General features: G+C 64.2%; 19 protein-coding genes and 1 pseudogene. 10 read left to right on the top strand and 10 right to left on the bottom strand.

Features of this window, described 5'->3' with window-relative positions:
* Window positions 1–2: 2 nt before the first annotated feature.
* The 5 genes from AWB75_RS29620 to AWB75_RS29600 all read right to left on the bottom strand — a co-directional run bounded on the left by AWB75_RS29620 (window position 3) and on the right by AWB75_RS29600 (window position 5,484).
* Window positions 3–1,007 carry a threonine/serine dehydratase gene (locus tag AWB75_RS29620; RefSeq protein ID WP_061127574.1) on the bottom strand — a complete coding sequence of 335 codons (1,005 nt, stop codon included), beginning with the start codon at window positions 1,005–1,007 and terminating at the stop codon, window positions 3–5.
* 9 nt (window positions 1,008–1,016) lie between these two features.
* Window positions 1,017–2,249 (bottom strand): acetylornithine deacetylase, encoded by a 1,233-nt coding sequence (argE, locus tag AWB75_RS29615; RefSeq protein WP_061127573.1) that lies wholly within the window; start codon window positions 2,247–2,249, stop codon window positions 1,017–1,019.
* Window positions 2,250–2,355: 106 nt separating this feature from the next.
* Window positions 2,356–3,597 carry an MFS transporter gene (locus tag AWB75_RS29610; protein ID WP_061127572.1) on the bottom strand — a complete coding sequence of 414 codons (1,242 nt, stop codon included), beginning with the start codon at window positions 3,595–3,597 and terminating at the stop codon, window positions 2,356–2,358.
* A 31-nt stretch (window positions 3,598–3,628) separates the two neighbouring features.
* On the bottom strand, window positions 3,629–4,810 hold the full coding sequence (locus AWB75_RS29605) for a hypothetical protein (protein WP_061127571.1): 1,182 nt from the start codon (window positions 4,808–4,810) through the stop codon (window positions 3,629–3,631).
* Between the two features lie 164 nt (window positions 4,811–4,974).
* A complete protein-coding gene (locus AWB75_RS29600; RefSeq protein WP_407642180.1) occupies window positions 4,975–5,484 on the bottom strand; it encodes an ankyrin repeat domain-containing protein in 510 nt (169 codons plus the stop codon).
* A 347-nt stretch (window positions 5,485–5,831) separates the two neighbouring features.
* On the opposite strand from AWB75_RS29600, the gene AWB75_RS29595 reads away from it, so the two are divergent.
* Window positions 5,832–6,491: a DUF938 domain-containing protein gene (locus AWB75_RS29595; RefSeq protein ID WP_061127609.1), complete on the top strand. Its 660-nt coding sequence runs from the start codon at window positions 5,832–5,834 to the stop codon at window positions 6,489–6,491.
* 23 nt (window positions 6,492–6,514) lie between these two features.
* On the opposite strand, the gene AWB75_RS29590 is transcribed toward AWB75_RS29595, so the two are convergent.
* Window positions 6,515–7,444 (bottom strand): DMT family transporter, encoded by a 930-nt coding sequence (locus AWB75_RS29590; protein WP_061127569.1) that lies wholly within the window; start codon window positions 7,442–7,444, stop codon window positions 6,515–6,517.
* 98 nt (window positions 7,445–7,542) lie between these two features.
* On the opposite strand from AWB75_RS29590, the gene AWB75_RS29585 reads away from it, so the two are divergent.
* The 4 genes from AWB75_RS29585 (at window position 7,543) to AWB75_RS29570 (ending at window position 11,860) form a co-directional block, all read left to right on the top strand.
* Window positions 7,543–8,463: a LysR family transcriptional regulator gene (locus tag AWB75_RS29585; protein ID WP_061127568.1), complete on the top strand. Its 921-nt coding sequence runs from the start codon at window positions 7,543–7,545 to the stop codon at window positions 8,461–8,463.
* A 142-nt stretch (window positions 8,464–8,605) separates the two neighbouring features.
* Window positions 8,606–9,763, top strand: coding sequence for an aromatic ring-hydroxylating oxygenase subunit alpha (locus AWB75_RS29580; RefSeq protein ID WP_061127608.1), 1,158 nt, complete (start codon window positions 8,606–8,608; stop codon window positions 9,761–9,763).
* Window positions 9,764–9,846: 83 nt separating this feature from the next.
* Complete coding sequence (locus AWB75_RS29575; RefSeq protein WP_061127567.1) at window positions 9,847–10,119, top strand: hypothetical protein; 273 nt, start codon at window positions 9,847–9,849, stop codon at window positions 10,117–10,119.
* A 487-nt stretch (window positions 10,120–10,606) separates the two neighbouring features.
* Window positions 10,607–11,860 carry a porin gene (locus AWB75_RS29570; protein ID WP_061127566.1) on the top strand — a complete coding sequence of 418 codons (1,254 nt, stop codon included), beginning with the start codon at window positions 10,607–10,609 and terminating at the stop codon, window positions 11,858–11,860.
* A gap of 103 nt (window positions 11,861–11,963) precedes the next feature.
* On the opposite strand, the gene AWB75_RS29565 is transcribed toward AWB75_RS29570, so the two are convergent.
* Window positions 11,964–12,722 carry an SDR family NAD(P)-dependent oxidoreductase gene (locus AWB75_RS29565; protein WP_061127607.1) on the bottom strand — a complete coding sequence of 253 codons (759 nt, stop codon included), beginning with the start codon at window positions 12,720–12,722 and terminating at the stop codon, window positions 11,964–11,966.
* A gap of 33 nt (window positions 12,723–12,755) precedes the next feature.
* Between AWB75_RS29565 and AWB75_RS29560 the strand changes: the two genes are divergently transcribed.
* Window positions 12,756–13,256 (top strand): hypothetical protein, encoded by a 501-nt coding sequence (locus AWB75_RS29560; protein ID WP_235012290.1) that lies wholly within the window; start codon window positions 12,756–12,758, stop codon window positions 13,254–13,256.
* A gap of 4 nt (window positions 13,257–13,260) precedes the next feature.
* Here the strand turns inward: AWB75_RS29560 and AWB75_RS29555 are convergent, their stop codons facing one another.
* The gene (locus tag AWB75_RS29555; protein ID WP_061127565.1) at window positions 13,261–14,901 is read right to left on the bottom strand and encodes an aldehyde dehydrogenase family protein; all 1,641 of its coding nucleotides are present in this window, start codon (window positions 14,899–14,901) and stop codon (window positions 13,261–13,263) included.
* 236 nt (window positions 14,902–15,137) lie between these two features.
* Entirely contained in the window at window positions 15,138–16,184 is a 1,047-nt protein-coding gene (locus AWB75_RS29550) for a DUF2235 domain-containing protein (protein WP_061127564.1), read from the bottom strand.
* 280 nt (window positions 16,185–16,464) lie between these two features.
* Between AWB75_RS29550 and AWB75_RS29545 the strand changes: the two genes are divergently transcribed.
* Together AWB75_RS29545 and AWB75_RS29540 are read left to right on the top strand one after the other, a co-directional pair.
* Entirely contained in the window at window positions 16,465–16,671 is a 207-nt protein-coding gene (locus AWB75_RS29545) for a hypothetical protein (protein ID WP_061127563.1), read from the top strand.
* A 209-nt stretch (window positions 16,672–16,880) separates the two neighbouring features.
* Window positions 16,881–17,999: a hypothetical protein gene (locus AWB75_RS29540; RefSeq protein ID WP_061127605.1), complete on the top strand. Its 1,119-nt coding sequence runs from the start codon at window positions 16,881–16,883 to the stop codon at window positions 17,997–17,999.
* 161 nt (window positions 18,000–18,160) lie between these two features.
* On the opposite strand, the gene AWB75_RS29535 is transcribed toward AWB75_RS29540, so the two are convergent.
* On the bottom strand, window positions 18,161–18,484 hold the full coding sequence (locus AWB75_RS29535) for a DUF4148 domain-containing protein (protein WP_061127562.1): 324 nt from the start codon (window positions 18,482–18,484) through the stop codon (window positions 18,161–18,163).
* Window positions 18,485–18,859: 375 nt separating this feature from the next.
* Between AWB75_RS29535 and AWB75_RS29530 the strand changes: the two genes are divergently transcribed.
* Window positions 18,860–19,174, top strand: coding sequence for a DUF4148 domain-containing protein (locus AWB75_RS29530; protein WP_061127561.1), 315 nt, complete (start codon window positions 18,860–18,862; stop codon window positions 19,172–19,174).
* A gap of 313 nt (window positions 19,175–19,487) precedes the next feature.
* A pseudogene (locus tag AWB75_RS38840) lies at window positions 19,488–19,597 on the top strand (1,2-phenylacetyl-CoA epoxidase subunit PaaA); the annotation flags it as partial.

Below are 19,597 nucleotides of genomic sequence, written 5' to 3'. Positions count from 1 at the left end.
CTTCAGGCGTCCGACAGATGCGTCCCGAGCGTGGCCGGATCGGTATTCGTGCCGCACAGCAGCACGCCTACGCGCTTGCCTTGCAGACGCTCGCGCAACGGGCCGAGCAGGGCCGCCGTGGCCGCCGCGCACGCGGGCTCGACCGCGAGCTTTAGCTCACTGAAGAGCTGCAGCATGGTGCGGCGCAACGCGTCGTCCGACACGGTGACGATCTCGTCGATATGCCGCCGGCATAGCTCATAGCTGTACTGTTCGGTGTGCGGGGCCATCAGCGAATCGGCGATGCCGTGCATCGCGCCCATCTTGATCGTGTGATTGGCTTCGAAGCTGCGCCGCATCGCGTCCGATCCTTCGGGTTCGACGCCGTACACGTGCAACGATGGATTCGCGAGACGCATCGCCGTCGATACGCCCGCAGCCAGCCCGCCGCCGCCGATCGGCAGAATCACCGCTTCGAGATCGGGCGCCTGCGAGGTCCATTCGTAGCCGAGCGTCGCCGTGCCGAGCACCGTGCGATAGCCGTTGAACGGATGGATGAACACGCGGCCTTCTTCCGCTTCGATGCGCCGCACGACATCGAACGCCTCGGCGACGTTCTCCGCGAACACGACTTCCGCGCCGAAGCGCCGGCACAGCGCGACACGCGCCGGGCTCGCACTCTTGATGATCACGACCTTCGCGCCCACGTCCATGCGCTGCGCCGCGTACGCGACCGCCACCGCGTGATTGCCTGCGGACACGCACGTGACGCCCGACGAACGCTCGCTGTCGCTCAAGGCGAGGATGTTCGAGAACGCGCCGCGCGCCTTGAAGGTGCCGCTCGCTTGCAGCAGCTCGAACTTGAACGTGATCCGCGTGCCTTCGAGCGTCGGAAAATCGTGGCGCTCGAAAGTCGGCGTGCGCGAAACCCAGGGCGTGAGCACCATGTGCTGCTCGGCGATCTCATCGAGCGTCGGGATGGGCGTGCCGTCGATCGTATTGTCTGAATGCTGGGCGGACGTGGACATGGGCGTGGATCAGCGCGGTTGAGCAACGACTGACATGCTGTGAATGAACTTGCCGAGAAACGCCTCGCATTGCGCGAGCTGTTCGAGCGACACGTACTCGTTCGCCTTGTGCGCCTGCTCGATATTGCCCGGCCCGCACACGATGCTCGGCACGCCCGCATTGGCAAAGAGGCCGGCCTCGGTGCCGTACGCGACCTTGCGCTTCTCCTGGTTCGCCGTGAGCGCGCGCACGAGCTGCGTGATGGCGGCCTGCTCGGTGGCGTCGAGGCCCGGCGCGGACGCGAGCTTCGTGAACTCGATGGCCGCGTTGCCGTGCTCCTTCAGCATCTTCGGCAACAGCGTGTCGTGCGCATACGCTTCGATGCGCCGGTAGATCTGGTCCGGATCGATCGTCGGCAGATTGCGGAATTCGAACTCGAAATTGCATTCGGCGGGCACGGTGTTGATTGCGTTGCCGCCTTTGATCGTGCTCGTCTGACCGGTGGTGAAGGGCACGTCGTACAACTCGTCGAAGGGACCTTTCGCGCGGAACTCATCGACGAGATCGCGGATATGGCAAATCAGCCGCGCGGCGTATTCGATCGCGTTCAGGCCTTTCGGCGTCAGCGACGAGTGCGCAGCGAAGCCGCGCACGCAGCAGTGGTACGTGTTGATGCCTTTATGCGCGATGACCGGGCGCATCGACGTCGGTTCGCCGACGATACAGCCGTCCGGTTTGAGGCCGCGCTTTTGCAGGTCGGCGATCATGATCGGCGCGCCTGCGCAGCCGACTTCCTCGTCGTAGGAAAGCGCGAAATGAATCGGCTTCGCGAGCTTCGTCGCCTGCATTTTCGGCAGCATCGCGAGCGCCGCGCCGATGAAGCCTTTCATGTCGCACGAGCCGCGTCCGTAGAGCAGGCCGTCGCGCACTTCGGGTTTGAACGGATCGCTCTGCCAGTCCTGCCCGTCGACGGGTACGACGTCCGTGTGGCCCGAGAGCACGATGCCGCCGTGGGTTTCGCCGTCGTGCGCCGGGACAGTGGCGAAGAGGTTCGCCCACTGGCCGCGCGGGTCGGTGGTGATGGTCGCTTCGATGCCCGATTTGCGCAGTTCGTCGCGGACGGTCTCGATCAGACCGAGATTCGGATTGCGGCTGACCGTATCGATGGCGATTAGCCGTTCTATCCACGGCAGGGAAATCGGGCTCTTTTGCGACGAGGTCGATGGGGCTTCGAGATGCGCCGTATCAGCGATCTGTGACATTTTTTGACTCCTGCGGGTAGGGTTTGATCATAGCCGAAATGGGTCGCGCTGGTCGGCGCGAGGGGTTTTGGCTTTTCGCTGGATTGGAAGCCAAAGCTAAACGCCCTCAAACCCCCACCGGCGGTTTAGCCGCATCATCCTCCACCCCATGCGCCCCGCGCGTCTCCGGCATGGCGAGCCAAACCATCAACACCGCAAGCGCCCCCGCGCCTGCGAGCCCGAAGAAGCTCATCGCCGTGCCAAAACGATCCGCGGCAAACCCGGCCGCAGCCGTCGAAAGCGTCGCCCCGACACCGGCCGCCAATCCGAAGAACCCGATCGTCAAGTTGTAATGCCCACGCCCCCCGGCCACATCGGCAGCAATCAGAGGCAGCATCACCCCAAACACCGCCGCGCTGATACCGTCCAGCATCTGCACCGGCACGAGCAGATACGGGCTCGACACACCCGCGAACAGAATCGCGCGAATCGGCAGCGCACAGAAACCGAGGATCAGCACCGGCCTGCGTCCCCATTTCTGCGCCTGCCGGCCGACCCAAGGCGACATCGCCGCGACGATGAACTGCGGCACGATGATGCACGCCGCGATCACGAGTTGAACGTTGTCGCCCATGTGCGCCGTAACTTCGCCCGCGGCGAGATTGAGCATCGCCGCGTTCGACAGGTGAAAGAGCACGACGCACGCCGCAAAAATCAGAAGTCGCCTGTCCTTCAGCAACTCGCGCAAGGATTCACGCTCTTCGCCTTCCGGCGTCAGCTTCGGCTTGCCCGTAGGCGCGCGCGGCACGGCGGCGGGGATATCGTAGTGAATCATTCGCAGCGCGACGATCGCCGGCAACGCGAGCGCCGCCGTCAAGAAAAACACCGAGCGCAGCGACAGATACTCGCCGAACGCGCCCATCAACGCGGCGGTCAACGCGCTGCCGATGGACGCCCAGCGTGCATTGCGCCCGAGCCGGTCGCCGAGATCGGCGCGCGAGACGAGAGCGAGCGAGATCGCCGCCATCGCCGGGACGAGCATGCAGCTCGCGAAGCCGTGTAGCACCTCCGCGGCGAAGACGGGGACGAACGTCGGGCTCGCGGCGAGCAACAGCGCGCTCACGATGATCGCGACGATCGCGGAGAGCGCGGCGAACTTCTTGTTGCGCATCGCGTCGACGAGCGCGCCTGCCGGCAACTGGCTCGCCATCGCGCTGATCGTGCCGACGGAAAGCATCAGGCCGATCTCGCCCTGCGTCCACTTGTTGGCCGCGAGGTAGGAAGCAATGAAAGGGCCGAAGCCGGTCTGCACGTTGGCGACGAAGAAGTTCAGCCAGTCGAGCGCGCGCAGACTGCGTGCAATTACCATGTTGTGAATCTATTCTCGATGTCGTTATCCGTTATCTGGCAAGGCGCGCGCCGGAAGCCTGCGATGCCGTCGGCGCGGCGCCCGAAGCCGCCGCGCTTGTCCCCGACGCAGCCGTTCCCGACGCGGCGCCCGCGGTCGCAGCCGAGGCCGGCGCGGGCGCGATGGGCGACACGATCTTGATTGGCTGCTCGGGCGCGTAGGTCGGCGCGGCCTTCAATTGCGCGTCGTTGAAATCCATCTGCAGAAGCCACTGTTTATTGCGCGCGATCACGTGCAGGTCGCCCCAATTTGCTGCGACATGCCGCTTGTCCCCTGCGAGCGAACTGGAAAGATCGAGCACGAGCGCCTGCGGCTGAGCCTGGGAGTCGATGAGCACATCCACCACGCGCCCGATGCGCGCGCCGCTCTTCTGCGTCACCGTCGAATCGATGAACTGCACCAGGTTCGCCGGAGCCTCGTTGACCGGCTGCGGCTTGGCCACCGGTTCGGCCGGCTTGCCCTTCGCGGCCGGGGCAGGCGGCACGAACGTGATCGGCGCGGCCTTCGAATTCGGCGTGAACTTGAACGCGGTCCACGCGAAGTTGACCTTGCGGTCGCCGACGCCCATGAAGCCCGCCAGGTTCACCATCAGGAGCTTCGGCTTCGCGGCGGCGTCGATGTACATGTCCACCGCGCGGCCGACGACCTTGCCGTCGGGACGCTGCACCTCGGCATCGAGCAGGCCGTGCAACTGGTCGTGCTGCATGATGCGCGTCGAAATGATCTGCGGCGGAGGCGGCGGCTCCGGCGGCTCGGGCGGCGGCGCGACGACCGGCTCCGGCGGCTTCGGCCTGACGACGCGGCGCTTGGGCTTCGGCGCAGGCGCAGGTTTCACCGAAGACGCGGGCTCGGGCGCCTGCACGGCGGGCAGCGGTTCCTCGGGCTCGCCGGAGCCGGCCTCGTCGGGCGTCGGGATATAGGAGTGCTCGACGATCGGCGCGGGCGTCTGCTGCGGTATCAGTCCGCATGCGGAAAGCGCGAACGCGGCGGCGACGGACAGGCTCGTCGTGAGACGCAGCGCGCGCAAGCCATGCGCGATCGCGACGACGAACGCAGCGATCTGCAAAATCAGGCGCGCGGCGGCATTGAAGGCGCCCGCCGCCCGACACGCTCGCTCGCGCGCGTGAAGGCCGATCGACGACGCATCACCCCGATGCGGGAAACCGCCTGTCATCGCAAAAGCTCCATGGTTCCGGGTTACCTGCTTGTTTCGTTCGTTGTCGGATCGCTTCGACGCGCGCGTGGGGTCGTTCGTTCGCTTTCGCTTTGTTTTTTGCGTGCAACCGAAGCGGATTGAATCATGCATGCAATGGCCATTGCGTCATGCCGTTGCGCTCGTCACTGCCGTTGTCCCGGGCGCGTGCGCCCACTCGACGCCTTCGCGAGTTGCGCGACCGTATCCGGCGCACCCATCTTTTCGGCGGCGTCGCGAGCGGAAAAACCACCGGCGTCGCGCGCATCGGGATCGGCGCCGCGCGCGATGAGCAAGTCGACGATCTCCACGCGGTTGAACATTGCCGCGATCATCAACGCGGTGCGGCCGTCGGGCGATGCGCCTTCGACATCCGCGCCGTGATCGAGCAGCGTTTCGATCACGTTCGCGAAACCCTTGAACGCGGCGCCCGCGATCGGCGTCTGGCCATTGTCGTTGCGCAGATCCGGGTCTGCCTTGTGATCGAGCAGCACGCGCACGGCGTCGGCGTGGCCGTGGTAGCTCGCGAGCATCACGAGACTGTCGCCCTTGTCGTTGCGCAGGTTGGGCGGCAAGCCTTTGCTCAGGAGCGCATCGAGCATCGCGGCGTCGCCACGACGGGCCACATCGAACACTTCGCTGGCAAACGCGATCATGTCGTCGTCGGGGCCGCTATTCGACTGCTTCGGCGGATTCGGGTTCGGGTCGTGCTGCATCGATTCACTCCATGTCGATCGCGCCGCATGGCATGCGTGTCAAATACATTGAATCTGGCATTCAGAATGCATCGTGCGTGCATGCAAAATGCGATTACGGACGCGGGATCAACCCGGAGCATACACAGGTTTGCTTGCAGGCCGCGCGTTCCGCGCGGGCAAGGCAGCACGAATCGCGCCATGGCAGTGAGTGTTTGCCAGCGTAGGGCGACTGCGCTTGACGCTTCGCCATGCGCCCCATTAGGCTCGATGCGAGTTTCGCTCATCGCGCGCACGCGCCATCGCACATGAATCAAGGTCCTCAAGTCCCATCAGGCTCCGACGACGACACGCCTGATCCCCACGCCGCCGTGCGCCGCCGCGCCCCCGCGGCCGAACGGAATCGCGATGCGATTCTTTCCGTTCTCGCGCGCGTGCTGCCGCCCGACGGCATCGTGCTGGAAATCGCGAGCGGCACGGGGCAGCACGCCGTGCACTGCGCGTCGGCGCTGCCGGGCATCGTGTGGCAGCCGAGCGATCCCGATGCCGATGCGCGCAATTCCATCGCCGCATGGCGCGCGCACGCGGGGCTCGCGAACCTGAACGCGCCGCTCGCGCTCGATGTGACGGACGACGATTGGGGCATCGCGAACGTTGCGGCCATCGTGTGCATCAACATGATCCACATCGCGCCCTGGGAAGCCGCCGAGGGGCTCTTTCGCGGCGCGGGCGCGCGCCTGAGCGCTGGGGGTGTAATGGTCCTCTACGGGCCGTATCGGCGCAACGGCGCGCATACCGCGCCGAGCAACGAAGCGTTCGATCAGCAACTGCGCGCGAACGATCCGCGTTGGGGCGTGCGTGATATGGAAACCGTCGAAGCGTTGGGAAAGCAGGCCGGCTTCACGCTCGTCGAAATCGTCGCGATGCCGGCCAACAACTTTAGCGTGGTGTTCGAGAAGAACGCGTAACGAAGGCCACGCTCAAGACTCGTTCAGGCCTCCCTCGGCCGCGCCGCGAAGAGGCCGCGCCAGGACACGGTCGCCATCAGCGAAGCCGCGACGATCATGCCGCCGCCGATCCAGCCCGCCATCGACACATGCTCGCCGAGCCACACGCTCGCGAAGAGCGCGCCGAACGCGGGTTCGCTGCCCATCAGGAGCGAGACGCGCGTCGGGCTGCTGCGTCCGATCGCGTAGTTTTGCGCGAAGAAGGCGAAGAGCGTGCAGGCGCACACGAGATACAGCACCGAGCCCCAGAACATGCCGTGTCCGGCGAGCGCGGGCAAGGGCTGCCACTGCGACGGCGCAAACAGCAAGGCAAGCGCCGCGCTTCCCGATGCCACGACGCCCGCTTGCACTGCCGTCACGGTGAGCGCGGGCAGCGGCGTCGCACGCAGCACGCGCTTGGTCACGCAGACCGCGAGCGCGCGCAGCGCCGCGGCGGCGAGGATCAGCCCATCGCCGAGATTGAAGTCGAAGGAGAGGGCGCCGTCGCTGGCGAGCAGCCACGCGCCCGCGAACGACACGCCGACTGCGAGCCACTCGGCGGCGGCCGGCCGGCGCTTGAGCAGCGCCCATTCGACGAGCGGCGTCAGCACGACGCACAAGCTGATGAGAAACGCGGCGTTCGCGGCGCGCGTGTGCAGCACGCCGAAAGTTTCGGCGAGAAAGATCGACAGCAGCAGCAAACCCAGGACGAGCACGCCGCGCAGCGCCGCCGCATTCACGTGCCGCAGATGCCGCAGATTCACGGCCAGCAGGCAGAACGTGATGCCGAAGCGCAGCGCGAGCAGCGCCAGCACCGGATAAAACGCGAGCGCGTTCTTGACGATGCCGTAACTGCTGCCCCACACCATCGCGACGGCGAATAGCAGCAGATCGGACAAGGGAAGCAGACGTCGGACGGGCGATTCGGTGGTCATGCGGCGGCTCCGGTGCGAGTTGAGCCGTCATTGTGGAATGATGCCGCGAGCGCGATAATCGGGCCTGGACGCACAGCCTTGTTGTCGAGAATGCACAAATGAAATCCGCCGACCTTTTCGATCTGATGCCCGATATGGCCGTGTTCGCGCGCGTCGTCGACGCGGGTAATTTTTCGCTCGCGGCGCGGCAACTGGGCAGCACGCCATCGACGGTCAGTCGCCAGATCAAGCGTCTCGAAGAGGCGCTCGCGACACGGCTCCTGGAACGCTCGACGCGCAAGGTCCGCGTCACCGAATCAGGTTTTCAGGTGTATCGGCACTGCCGCGACATGGCGGCGGCCGCATCGGGCGCGGTCGATGCCGCAGGACAGTCGTCGGGCAAGCCGCAGGGCCGCGTCGCGCTGTCGGCGCCGACCGCGTACGCGAAATCCGTCATCCATCCGCTCGTGCCGGCTTTTCTCGCGGCGTATCCGGATGTCGACGTGCAGCTCGTTTTCGCCGATCACGACATCGATCCGCTCGACAGCGATGTCGATCTCGTCATTCGCGCGACGAGCGATCCGCCGCAAGGGCTCGCCGCGCGGCAGCTCGGACGCGTGCGCTGGCTGCTGTGCGCATCGGCGGACTATGTGCGCGAGCATGGCGCGCCCGCGCATCCGCGCGAACTCGCGCAGCACGACTGCATCCATCTTGGCGAAACCGCCGACGACAATCGTTGGCGCTTCACCCGCGGCACCGAGACGGTGACGGTCGCGGTGCGCGGGCGCTACATCGCCAATCACGCGGGTGCGCGGCTGGAAGCGGCCGAGGGCGGCCTCGGCATCGCGACGCTGCCTGATTTCGCCGCCCGCGACGCGCTCGCCGCGGGCCGCGTGCAGTCCGTGCTCGCCGATTGGGAATTGCACGCGCGCGCGTATCGGGGGCCGGTCTGGCTGCTTTATCCGCGCAACCGCTTCCTGCCGCCGAAGGTGCGCGCGCTGATCGATCATCTGCATGCGCATCTCGGACAGCACACGTGAGGTCCGCGCGCGTGTGCACGATCCCCGGCAATTCAGCGCGCGCCGAAACGATCGACGCCGTGTAGACTGCGAATGGTCGTTCATTGCGCCGCATGGGCACGCGGCGCTCCATCCGATCTCCTTTTCAGCGGAGGCGTCGTACATGCACGCAGCGTTGCCGCAGGGCGAGCAGGAAGCCGGCGCCATCGACACCCCGACGAGGCCGCCGCGCGATCTGCGCCGCATCGACATTCATCCGGATCATTGGTATCCGCTCGCGTGGTCACGTGAAGTGAAGGCGGGGCGCGCGCGCGGCGTGCGCTTCGCAGGCGACCCGATCGTGCTCGTGCGCACCGCATCGGGCAGCGTGTTCGCGCTGGAAGACCGCTGCGCGCATCGGCAAGTGCCGCTGTCGGCGGGCGTCGTCGACGGCGAACTGATCCGCTGCTGCTATCACGGCTGGACTTACGACTGCACCGGCCGTTGCACCGACATTCCCTATCTCGGCCGCGAGCGCCTGCCCAACGGCGTGCGCGCGTATCCGTGCCGCGAGGCGGGCGGGCTCGTCTTCGTATTCACGGGCGACCCTGCGCTCGCCGACACCGCGAAATTTCCCGAACTCGGCTCCGCCACCGATCCCGCCTACAAGACGCGCCGCTTCGGTCAGGCCGTGAAGTGCCACTACACGTTCATGCACGAGAACCTGATGGACATGAACCATCAGTTCCTGCATCGGCGGCAGATGGGCAACATGCGCGCGCGTTCGCTCGGCCGGCGGCGCGGCGAGGACTGGATCGAGGTCGACTACACGTTCGCTCGCGAGGCGGGCAAGCAGCCGATCGGCGAGGCGCTCGTCTTCGGTCAGAAGCGCGGTTCGAAGCCCGACGACGGCCACGAGGACGTGATGACGATCCGCACCGAATACCCGTATCAGACGCTCAGGATCCGCACGAAGGACGACACGATGGTGATGGACCTGTGGATCGCCTATGTGCCGCTCGATGCCGAACAACGCACGAACCGCACGTTCGGTCTCTTGTCGATAAAGCGCCCGAAGATTCCCGGTCTGCTCGATGCCGCGTGGCCGCTGCTCGTCTGGTTCACCGAGCGCATCTTCAAGGAGGATCGCTGGATCGTCGAGCGCGAGCAGGAGGCGCATGACCGGCAGGGCGCGGACCACAATCACGAAGTCTTTCCGGTCATCAACGAGTTGCGTGCGCTGCTGATGGAGCACGGCGTGCCGCACGGAACGGGGAAGGGCGCAGGCGACACGCGCCGCGTGCATTTCATCCAGCCGGTGCAGGAGCTGCCCACTTCGTGATCGACTGCGGCAAACCGCTATTTGCACCCGTTGTGCCGTGGCGCTATACAGAAAGCACGAACCACGTAAGGAGGACCCTCATCATGAACAGCGACCCGACCGACCCGCGCGACGACGCGCCGGAGATCGGAGAAGCGCATCCCGAAGTCGAACAATTCGATGCGGCCATTTCTCACGTCGACGAATCCTATGCCGCGGGCAAGATGGCGGCGGGCGCGGCGAAGGGCATTCTCTACAGCATCATCGAGACGCTTGGCACGCTCGTCGGCGATCCGGATCTGCCTTCGCACGCGCGCTCGGGCTACGAAGGTTTGCTGGAGACGGCGCGCGAGCTTCGGGCCAAGATCGAGCACTAACGGAAATCGTGCGAGCGGCTCTTCGGCCGCAGTCACATAGACGTCGGCGTATCGCGGGTTTTCTTTCAAAACCATTTCGATACGCCGGCGTTTCTCATCGCCCTGAAAAGCCGCTGTAGGTCTCGCCGGCTTGATTCTCCCTTCGTCGAACATTCCACTTGTGCCTTGCCGGGCGGCGAGACCGTGCGTCCGAGGTGAGGGCTGATACGCCCTCGATTAGCCGTCTCCCAGCCGCTTCTGCGCCACGTTTCTGTCAGCTTTCTGTCAGTTTCGTGCTCGATTGCCTAATATCTGCAAGTCAGAAAATACTCGTTAACCAGACAGTGAAAAAAAACGACACAGAAGTGCGTCTTTCTTTCGCATTGCGTCTGTAAGCCATACACTTGCCACCGATAAAAGTTACGAGTTGAAACCATACGAAGTCGCGAAGGCGGCACCGGTTCCAAGACTCGCTCGGAAGTAATTGCCCACCGCTTGAGGAGAAAAAATGAAGGGTTTCACGATGACCAAGGTCGCAATCGTCGCAGCCACGGCGTTCGCAGCCGCGGCGCCGGCGTTCGCGCAAAGCAGCGTCACGCTGTACGGTATCGTCGACGATTCGATCGTCTATCAGAACAGCCAGACGAACCTGAACCGTTCGACCGCGGGCCACTCGAACGTCAAGATGGCCTCGGGCATCTGGGCGGGCAGCCGTTTCGGCCTCAAGGGCGCTGAAGATCTGGGCGGCGGCAACAAGGCAATCTTCCAGTTGGAGTCGGGCTTCGACATCAACAGCGGCAACCAGCAGTTCACCAACGCAATGTTCGGCCGCCAGGCATGGGTCGGTCTGACGAACCCCGGCTACGGCACGCTGACTCTGGGCCGCCAGTACACCTCGTACTACACGCTGCTCTCGCCGTATAGCCCGACGAACTGGCTGACCGGCTACTTCGGCGCGCACCCGGGCGATCTGGACGGCCTGGACACGATCTACCGCGCGAACAACTCGGTGGTCTACACGTCGCCGAAGCTCTACGGTTTCACGGTGAGCGGCTCGTACTCGTTCGCAGGCGTGCCGGATAGCGTGTACCAAGGTTCGACGTGGTCGGCCGCGTTGCAGTACCAGCAAGGCCCGATCGGCGGTGCGGTGGCGTTCTCGCGCATCAACAACGCGGCCAACGGCGGCGGCTTCTACAGCGGTCAGTCGACCACCATCAACGATACGACGAGCACGACCGGTGGTGGTCAGTCCGGCGTCTCGGCGGTGACCGCGGGTTATCAGCGCGCACAGGCTCAGCAACGCTTCGCAGTCGCGGGCGGCTTCCAGTTCAACAGCGCGTGGGACATTTCGGTCACGTACACGAACGTTCAGTACATCCCGGGCATCAACTCCGGCTTTACCGACGAAGCCGTGTTCAACACGGCCGGCACGGTGCTGCACTGGAAGGCGACGTCGGCATGGGACTTCGCGGCAGGCTACAGCTACACGTGGGCGAGCAAGGCGAACGGCATCAACGACGCGGCTTCGTACCATCAGTTCAACCTGTCCCAGTACTACTCGCTCTCGAAGCGCACGGGTCTGTACGCGCTGGAAGCGTTCCAGCGCGCGAACGGCAACACGCTGTTCTACCCGAACAACAACGCGACAACGCGCCCGGTTCAGGGTGCCGCGATCGCGACCATCGGCGATGGCTTCCAGAGCGCGCCGTCGGCATCGCGCAGCATGTTCGCGGCGGGCGTGGGTATCATCCACCGCTTCTAAGCGACGCTTCGCGGCGTAATGCATTAAGCGTTACGCATGCTGCATGCAAAAACCGGACGCCTCGGCGTCCGGTTTTTTTGTCTTTCCGGCGCGAACGGGTGCGTCAGATGAACATTCCGCCCGACACCTCGACGCGCTGCGCCGTCATCCAACGGTTGCCGTCGGACAGCATCGCCGCGATGGCACCGCCGATATCGTCCGGCACACCCACGCGTCCGAGCGCCGTGTTATCGGCAATGAACTGATTTGTGTCGTGATCGTCGCGCACGACACCGCCGCCGAAGTCCGTCTCGATCGCACCCGGCGCGATGGTATTCACCGTGATGCCGTGCGGCCCGAGTTCCTTCGCGAGATAACGCGTCAGCACCTCGATGCCGCCCTTCATCGCCGCATACGCCGCAAAGCCCGGCAGCGCGAAGCGCGTGAGTCCGCTCGACACATTCAGAATCGCGCCTTCCTCGTGAAGGTAGGGCAGCAGTGTCTGCGTCAAAAAGAACGGTCCTTTCAACTGCACGTTGACCAGTTCGTCGAACTGCTCGGGCGTGGTTTCTGCGAAGAGCGCGTGAATGCCGATGCCCGCGTTGTTCACCAGGAAATCGAAATTCTCGCGCTCGAACGTCGTTTCGAGTGTCTTGCAGAGCGCGTCGCCGAAAGCCGCGAAGGTGTCGCACCGCGCGACGTCGAGCTCGAGCATTGCCGCCTTGCCGCCGGCTTTCTCGATGTCATCGACGAGCGATTGCGCGGCCTGTGCATTGCGGTTATACGTGCCGATCACGCCGGCGCCTTGCTGCGCGAGCTTCAGTGCGGCGTTGCGTCCGAGTCCGCGGCTCGCGCCGGTGATGACCGCGACTTTGCCGCTCAAGGTTCCGTTCACGATGACTGCTCCTGTCGTTGCGTGGCCGATGATGGTCACTGTAGGACGGCGCGGCGTGCGCAGGAAAGGCATGTCGATGGTGCATTGCACAGGCGGCGGGCGCGGCCCTTGCTGACTCGCTTCATCGACGCATCGACGGAGAACCGCACCATGGCCAACCAGGGAAGCAATGAGCCCGCGCGCCTCGAACGACCGTTCAGGCTGTTCGCGGTCGAGCAGCGCGTGCTGGCACAGAATGTCGACGGCAAGGTGATCGACATCGGCGGGATGGAATCAAAGAACGGCCAATTCTGCGCGTGCATGGATTCGGGCGATATCGCGACCGACCCGAAGCGCAGCCCGGAGCTCGCGCTGAAGGCGCTCGTCGGCAAGCTGTCGTTCGACTATCTCGACGGCCTTTTCACGGCCGAGCGCGAAGCCGAAGTAAGCGGCCGGCTGCAGGACTATCCGAGCGTCGAGTTCGAGCTCGATGAAACCCTGCCGCGCGACATGACCGAGCGCACGCCGCCGCACCGCTTCTGAGCGCTCAGGCGCCCGGTGGCGGTCCCATCGGGACACTGCCCGGCAGCGCGGTCTTCGCGGCGGGCGCAGCGGCGCTGCCGGACCCGCGCCATGCGCCGCCATCGTTGCGCGTGATGCGCGCGGGCGGGTCGGCGCGCGGTGGGAACATCGCACCGACGAGCCGGTCGACGAAAAAGAAGAACTTGTCCGACGCATAGCCTGCGATAAACGCGATCGCGAGCGGCGATACCTCCTTGCCGCCCTCGAGCAGCTTGCTGAAGAGCCCGATCGAAATGCCGACGATGATCGCACTCGTCACGTGCGCGCGATTCGCCACTTTCGAATGTTCGGGATGAAACGTGCTCGCCGATGAATCGGCGGAGAGCTGACGCAGGATCGCCGCGCACGCGCCGAGCCATGCGTAGAGCACCGGTAGCAGAAAGCCCGTGACCGCGCCGACGATCGACAGGATGATGTCGTTGGCATAGAGCGCCATCGCGCGGATGTCCTGATACACGGCGATCTTCTGAAAGCCTTGCGCGACCGCGTCGATATCCGTCGGCGGGTTGGAGTCGCCAGGTTCCGCATTGGGCTTCGCGAGCAGCGGCAGCGTGATTTCCAGCACCTTGCGCGCCACATCCGGACTGCATTGCCAGTCGCCGCTCGCCACCTTGCCGCTGTAGTACTTCGGCGAATGCGACGTGCGATACGCGCCCTGAAAATTGAGCACGTTCTCTTCGGCATCGCAGGGCGCTTTATACGGACTGCGAATCGTGCCGAGGCCGAGACTCGTCGTGAATGCGCTGATGCGCGACACGTCCGCGAAAAGCTGCCGGTTGTTGGTCGCGAAGTTCTGCAACGCTTCCTTGATCTGCAATGCGGGCTGCGAGTTCTGCAGCGCGATGACGGCGGCCGCGTCTTTCTTTCTGTCCGCATCGGCGATCGCGACCGCGTGCGCCTGCAACTGGTTGTGCAGCGTGAGCGCGGCCGCATCGTTGGCCTTGACGACCGCAGCGATATCGGTCGACACCTGATTCGCGACGAAGAGCAGGCACGAAAGCGACACGACGAGCAGCGTCAGCGCGATCGCCGAATGCGTGTAGATGCGGATCGCGCGCCTTGCGCCTTGCCGCGCTTCGTCGCCCGCCGTTTCGGCGACGACCGGCGTCACCGCATGCGCAATGCGGCTCATCGCCGCGTAGAACGCGCTCTCGATCTCCGGATTCCACGTGTGATCCTGCTGTGCGGCGCGTGCTTTCGACATCGCTTCGATATCGTGCTCATCGAGTCGTTTGCCGTTCTGCGCGCCATAGGAAACCATGTCGCGGCAGTGATCGAGATCGTCGACGATGCGCCGCCCAGGGTAAGTCACCGATGCCGCGATGCGGCTCATCGCGCCGTAGAACGCGCTGCCTGTCGCGCGGCTCCAGATGCCCTGATCGAAGGCGGATCGCGCGCCTCGCACTGCGTCGACATCGGCTTTATCGAGGAGGGTGCCGGTCTCGGCCGCATGCGAGATGAGCGCCTCGCATTTGGCGATGTCCGCCTCCGCGCGGGGGCCGGGCTGGCCGTCGCTGAAGTCGTCGTTCGTGTCACCGCGGTTCGTGTCGTCGTCGACGTCGTCGTTCAGATGCCCCGCAAATTCCGGGGTCGTGGGTACGCTCATGCCGGTCTCCCATCAAGTCCGGGCGGAGCGCAGGCTGCGGACGGACGTCCTTGTCGACGGCGCGCGTCGTGCAGACGCTGTCGTGTGCAACGGCTCGCGCGAGTCATCGAAGCATCGCGTCTGACGATGCGAAATCGTTCGCATAGCAAACGTTTGTATCCGAATAATAGGCGTCGTTATGGCAAGCCGTGTGCGCGCATGCGCACACAATTCAGCAAATGGTTCGGATAACTGATTTACTTACCGACTGGCAGTGCCTTCAACTGCGCGACGAGTTCCGGATACATGTCGAGAAAGCCGGGCGCTTCGAGACGCGCGAGCAGGCTTGCGTCGATCGTTTCATTGATCGCTGTGCCTGCCACGCGCGGCTGTTTCTTGCACACGGCCTGCAGGAAAGGATGATGCGCGGTGAACTCCGCGTACGAGTCGATCGGCTGCGACTGGAACGCTTGCGGCGGAATCTTGATCGGCCCGTCGATCGAAAGGCCCGTGTCCGCCGCCTTCTGACGAAGCCACTCGGCCGGAATGAGGGGCAACAGGTCTTCGGGCGTGCGCGGCGGCGTCACGTAACCACCGCCCACGTTCGCATGCGCGCCCGCGAACCAGCGCTGTTCGAGCGGCAGGTCGGCGCCGCGCACGTCGGCGCCCGGCGTCCACAATGTCGGCTTGTACAGCGATCGAAATTCGTTCGCCGCGACCGCGTGATAAGCCGCCTTCGTGCTGTTGGAGAGCGTCGTGTCGTGGAATTTGTAGTAGCTCGAAAAGCCCGGCACGGGCAGGCCATCGAGTGGAATGCCGAGATCGCCGACCGTGTCCCATACACCGATGAACTCGACATCCACCTCGCGCGTGAACTGCTTACGAAAGTCGATGACCGATTGATCAGAAGGCCCGACGTCCTTGTCGCGATAGATGCCATAAGCCTGATCAATCGACGGCGCGCTCCAGTCCTTCGCAAGTCCGCATTTGCGGATCAGACCGGCGAGGCTGCGCGCGGAATACGCACCGCGGCTGAACCCGAAGATGTAGATCTTCGCGCCGGGTTTGTAGCGCTGACAAAGCCATGCATAGCCGCTCTTGATGTTCTCGCTCAGGCCGTCGCCGAACGCGCCGCCCAGAAATTTGTTGGCGAGCGAAAACAGCCCTTTGTCTTGCGTGCCGACGCCGGCCACGTAGAAGGTTTCCTGCTGGTCGGTCTCGGGCGCGAGCTTGTAGAGCAGATAGGCGTTGGTGCGGTCGTTGGGTTCGTTCCACGTGCCGTCGAAGAAGATAGCGAGGTTCATGAGCGCGGGTCTCCGTGGTCTTCCAGGCTCGTCGGCGCCGGTACGACAAAAGACGCCCCGAAATAAGGAATAGGTAATCCGGGCGCGGTTCGCAAGCACGCGAACGGTGCAAAGCGTGGCGCATGCAGGGACGCGCTGGATTTTGGCGGAAAGGCGAGGGATGCGAAGGGCGAAATGCGGCGCGCGCCGGGCAGCTTTCACGTCGATGTGCGATGCTAGCCGGGCGGCCGCGCTGCCCATCACCGCACTCGGCCGCGCACGTAAAAACGCGGGGTGAATCATGAGAAGAACGCCTTTCGCCGTAATCATCGTTCTCACGGCGGCGACATTCGCCGCACCGGTGCTGGCACGCGACGACGGCCCACGCTTCGCGCAGGACCGGCTCGATGCGCTCGTCGCACAGCACGAGGAAGCGAGCCGTCACATCGCGCACGGGCAGGCACCGCAGCAGCACGCGCGGTCGAAAGCGGAGCACGGCGCTTCGTGATGGTTTCTTGCGCGCAGTTCGGCGCGTAGTGCCGGGCCGCGGCGCTCGAAGGGATCCGGCGTGCAATGCGCCGGATGAGGTCGTTCGCGCATCGCGCGGAATTGCACATCGACGATTCATTCGCGCTCAAAGGTACGAAATTTGCGACTGCCGCCCGGGTGTTCCGCGGCCAAGCGCCGACGATCCTCCTCTCACCTTCGATGAGCGCCATGACAAGGAAAGCACTATCGATCGCCATTCTCTCCGTTTCCTTCCTCACAGCGGGCTGCGCGGGCATCGGACCGGGCCGTCTGAAGGCCGACCAGGTCGATTACGCCCGCGCGCTCGGCGACGCGAAGAAGCGTGAAATTCTTGCCGCGATCGTCGGATTGCGCTTCGCGGACGCGCCATCGTTCCTCACGGTGAGCAGCATCATCGCCGCCTATTCGTTCGATACCTCCGGCGGCGTCATTCTCAATGCCGGCTCCGGCGCGCAGCCGAACTACGCGCAGGCGACCGGCAGCGTCTCCTATTCGAATCATCCGACCTTCACTTTTTCACCGACGACCGGCGATGCCTACGCGAGCGCCTATATCCGGCCGCTATCGCCGACGCTCGTGATGCCGCTCGCCGAAAGCGGCATTCCGATCGACTTGTTGTTACGCATCACCGTGCAGTCGATCAGCGGCCTGCAGAACGGCACGGCGCTGGGCGGGCCGAACGCAGCGGGGTCGTCCGATTTCTTCCCGCTACTGCGGGCGTTGCGCCGGCTGCAACTGGCGGGCGAGCTGAATATCGAATCGCGTAATACCGGTGACGAAAAACCCGGCAAGACCGAAACGAGCGTCAAGGGCGGCAATAGCGCTGACAAGGGCGGCGTATTTATTACGCTCGGCGCGACGCGCAGCGGAGCCTCGAAGCAAGTCGCCGACGACCTTGCGCTCGTGAGAAGGCTCCTGCATCTCTCGCCGAAAATGAAGACCTATGAATTCGTCTATGGACAATCGGCGGATCAGAGTCGCATTCCAATGGTCACGCGCTCGGTGCTCGGCATCCTGACCGACCTCGGCGCGCAGATCTCGGTGCCCGACGACCAGATAGGCAACGGCGCGACCAAGCCGACGATCGGTCTCATCGGCGGCGAAACGCGGCCGACGATCATCGTGAAGACGGGCGAGAAAGCGCCGCGGGATGCGTACGTGAGCGTGCTATACGACAAGTCGAACTACTGGATCGACCGCGGCGACTTCGATTCGAAGTACGCGTTCACGGTCGTGCAAAACCTGATGGCGCTCGCCGAAGTCACCGACACGGCCAAGTCGCCCGTTGTCACGATTCCGGCCAACTAGGGGTCGGCAGGACGCGCGCTGTTTTTCATGTGGTATGCAAAATGCCATCGGGCAAATTGGCATCAGGCATTTCGCATGCAAAAAGCGAAAGGGCGACATCGCAAAGATGTCGCCCTTTCGTTTGCTGGCCGATCCAAGAATCGGCCGAGGCACGTCGATGCTTACTGGCCGAAGTACGTGTTCAGCGCGCGCGGCTGGGCGCCGATCGTGCGGCCCGACTGCGAGCCGTTGGCGACCGAACCATAGTCGCTCGACTGCACCGGCGCTTGCGCGACCGTCTGGGCGCTCACGCGCGCTTGCGCTGCCTGGATATTCGACGGATAGGACGGGTCACTGATATTCGGGTTATAGCCAGCCTTCTCCAGTTGAACCAGCTCCGCACGCACCTGAGCGCGCGAGAGCGAGGCGTCGGATTGCTGCGCAAACGACAGGGCGGGCACGGCGAAAGCAGCGGCGACGGCGACTGCGGAAATGAACGTCTTCATGATGACTACCTCCGATTCGGGATCTGATCGTGCTGCCGGTTTCGTGTTAAGCAGCTTGTGAACGGAGTGTAAAGACGACTTCCCTGAAGATCATTCTCGTTTCCGTTGAATGATCTTTGTCGAGATGGGAATAATCGCGCGAACTGATTGTTGCGATGCACGAATGACGAGCGGCGCGATGGTCTACATGCCGGCATGAACTGGCTCTACCCTGTTGCGTCGCAACGATGCGGCGGCGGGTCTTTACCGATTTCGCAAAGATGCTTCCTCGTTCCGACGAATGATCATTCGCCGCTGCGTCCCTACACTTCGGTCGTCCACTCGGCATATCTGACGTCCTGAAGTACGCCATCCATCGAAACAGGGAGAGCATTCATGAAATCGTGGGTCAACGCAGTCGTTGCAATCGCAGTCTCGTCCGCACCGCTGGCTTCGTTCGCTCAATCGAGCGCGCCGGTGAGCCGTGCCCAAGTTCGCGCCGAGCTCGCACAGGTTGAAAAGGCCGGTTACGCGCCGGCGGCGGAAGACGCCTCTTATCCGGCGAAACTGCAGGCAGCCGAAGCGCGCGTGGCCGACGTGCGTCTTGCTCAGGCGCAGGCGGAAGGGTACGGCTCGTCGACGAGCGCGGCATCGCAATCCGGTCGCGTGAGCAAGCGCGTCGACCCGCAAGGCGTGTTCTTCGGACAGTAAAGCGGTCGAGCAATCATTGCGCACGGCCCGACGTCCACGCCTGCGCGTCGGTTCATTGCATACAAAAGTCTAAATTCACTTTCCGGCGCGGCGAATGCGACCCGAATGGAAGGAACCTCCGCCGCCGGATTACCGGTGGTTTTGCCCAGTCCGTGCATACGGCTGGGCTTTTTTGCGTTGCATGCAGCGGGACATCATTCGGGTTTACGCGACGCTATTCGACCTGAAATCGCCCGCTGTAAAATTAATCAACCGGACGGTCGGTTAATGGTTATACTCGCTCCATCGCATCTCAAAAAAGACAGCGGAGCCCATGTACACCCAATCCCTCGACCTCCCTCGCGCGACGCCTGCAGCCGAGGCGTCCCCATCCGCGGTATCTCCCGAGCAAGCCCGCTTCGACGCGGTGATGCAAGCCGACGG

The sequence above is a fragment of the Caballeronia catudaia genome (assembly GCF_001544755.2).
In the GTDB taxonomy this organism is placed as follows: Bacteria; Pseudomonadota; Gammaproteobacteria; order Burkholderiales; family Burkholderiaceae; genus Caballeronia; species Caballeronia catudaia.
This window is presented reverse-complemented; position numbering and strand designations above follow the sequence as displayed.

What these genes read in the sequence shown, in the direction of transcription:
- AWB75_RS29620 (WP_061127574.1), bottom strand. Translation starts at nt 1,007, where the DNA reads ATGTCCACGTCCGCCCAGCATTCAGACAATACGATCGACGGCACGCCC.
- argE (WP_061127573.1), bottom strand. Translation starts at nt 2,249, where the DNA reads ATGTCACAGATCGCTGATACGGCGCATCTCGAAGCCCCATCGACCTCG.
- AWB75_RS29610 (WP_061127572.1), bottom strand. Translation starts at nt 3,597, where the DNA reads ATGGTAATTGCACGCAGTCTGCGCGCGCTCGACTGGCTGAACTTCTTC.
- AWB75_RS29605 (WP_061127571.1), bottom strand. Translation starts at nt 4,810, where the DNA reads ATGACAGGCGGTTTCCCGCATCGGGGTGATGCGTCGTCGATCGGCCTT.
- AWB75_RS29600 (WP_407642180.1), bottom strand. Translation starts at nt 5,484, where the DNA reads ATGATCGCGTTTGCCAGCGAAGTGTTCGATGTGGCCCGTCGTGGCGAC.
- AWB75_RS29595 (WP_061127609.1), top strand. Translation starts at nt 5,832, where the DNA reads ATGAATCAAGGTCCTCAAGTCCCATCAGGCTCCGACGACGACACGCCT.
- AWB75_RS29590 (WP_061127569.1), bottom strand. Translation starts at nt 7,444, where the DNA reads ATGACCACCGAATCGCCCGTCCGACGTCTGCTTCCCTTGTCCGATCTG.
- AWB75_RS29585 (WP_061127568.1), top strand. Translation starts at nt 7,543, where the DNA reads ATGAAATCCGCCGACCTTTTCGATCTGATGCCCGATATGGCCGTGTTC.
- AWB75_RS29580 (WP_061127608.1), top strand. Translation starts at nt 8,606, where the DNA reads ATGCACGCAGCGTTGCCGCAGGGCGAGCAGGAAGCCGGCGCCATCGAC.
- AWB75_RS29575 (WP_061127567.1), top strand. Translation starts at nt 9,847, where the DNA reads ATGAACAGCGACCCGACCGACCCGCGCGACGACGCGCCGGAGATCGGA.
- AWB75_RS29570 (WP_061127566.1), top strand. Translation starts at nt 10,607, where the DNA reads ATGAAGGGTTTCACGATGACCAAGGTCGCAATCGTCGCAGCCACGGCG.
- AWB75_RS29555 (WP_061127565.1), bottom strand. Translation starts at nt 14,901, where the DNA reads ATGAGCGTACCCACGACCCCGGAATTTGCGGGGCATCTGAACGACGAC.
- AWB75_RS29550 (WP_061127564.1), bottom strand. Translation starts at nt 16,184, where the DNA reads ATGAACCTCGCTATCTTCTTCGACGGCACGTGGAACGAACCCAACGAC.
- AWB75_RS29545 (WP_061127563.1), top strand. Translation starts at nt 16,465, where the DNA reads ATGAGAAGAACGCCTTTCGCCGTAATCATCGTTCTCACGGCGGCGACA.
- AWB75_RS29540 (WP_061127605.1), top strand. Translation starts at nt 16,881, where the DNA reads ATGACAAGGAAAGCACTATCGATCGCCATTCTCTCCGTTTCCTTCCTC.
- AWB75_RS29535 (WP_061127562.1), bottom strand. Translation starts at nt 18,484, where the DNA reads ATGAAGACGTTCATTTCCGCAGTCGCCGTCGCCGCTGCTTTCGCCGTG.
- AWB75_RS29530 (WP_061127561.1), top strand. Translation starts at nt 18,860, where the DNA reads ATGAAATCGTGGGTCAACGCAGTCGTTGCAATCGCAGTCTCGTCCGCA.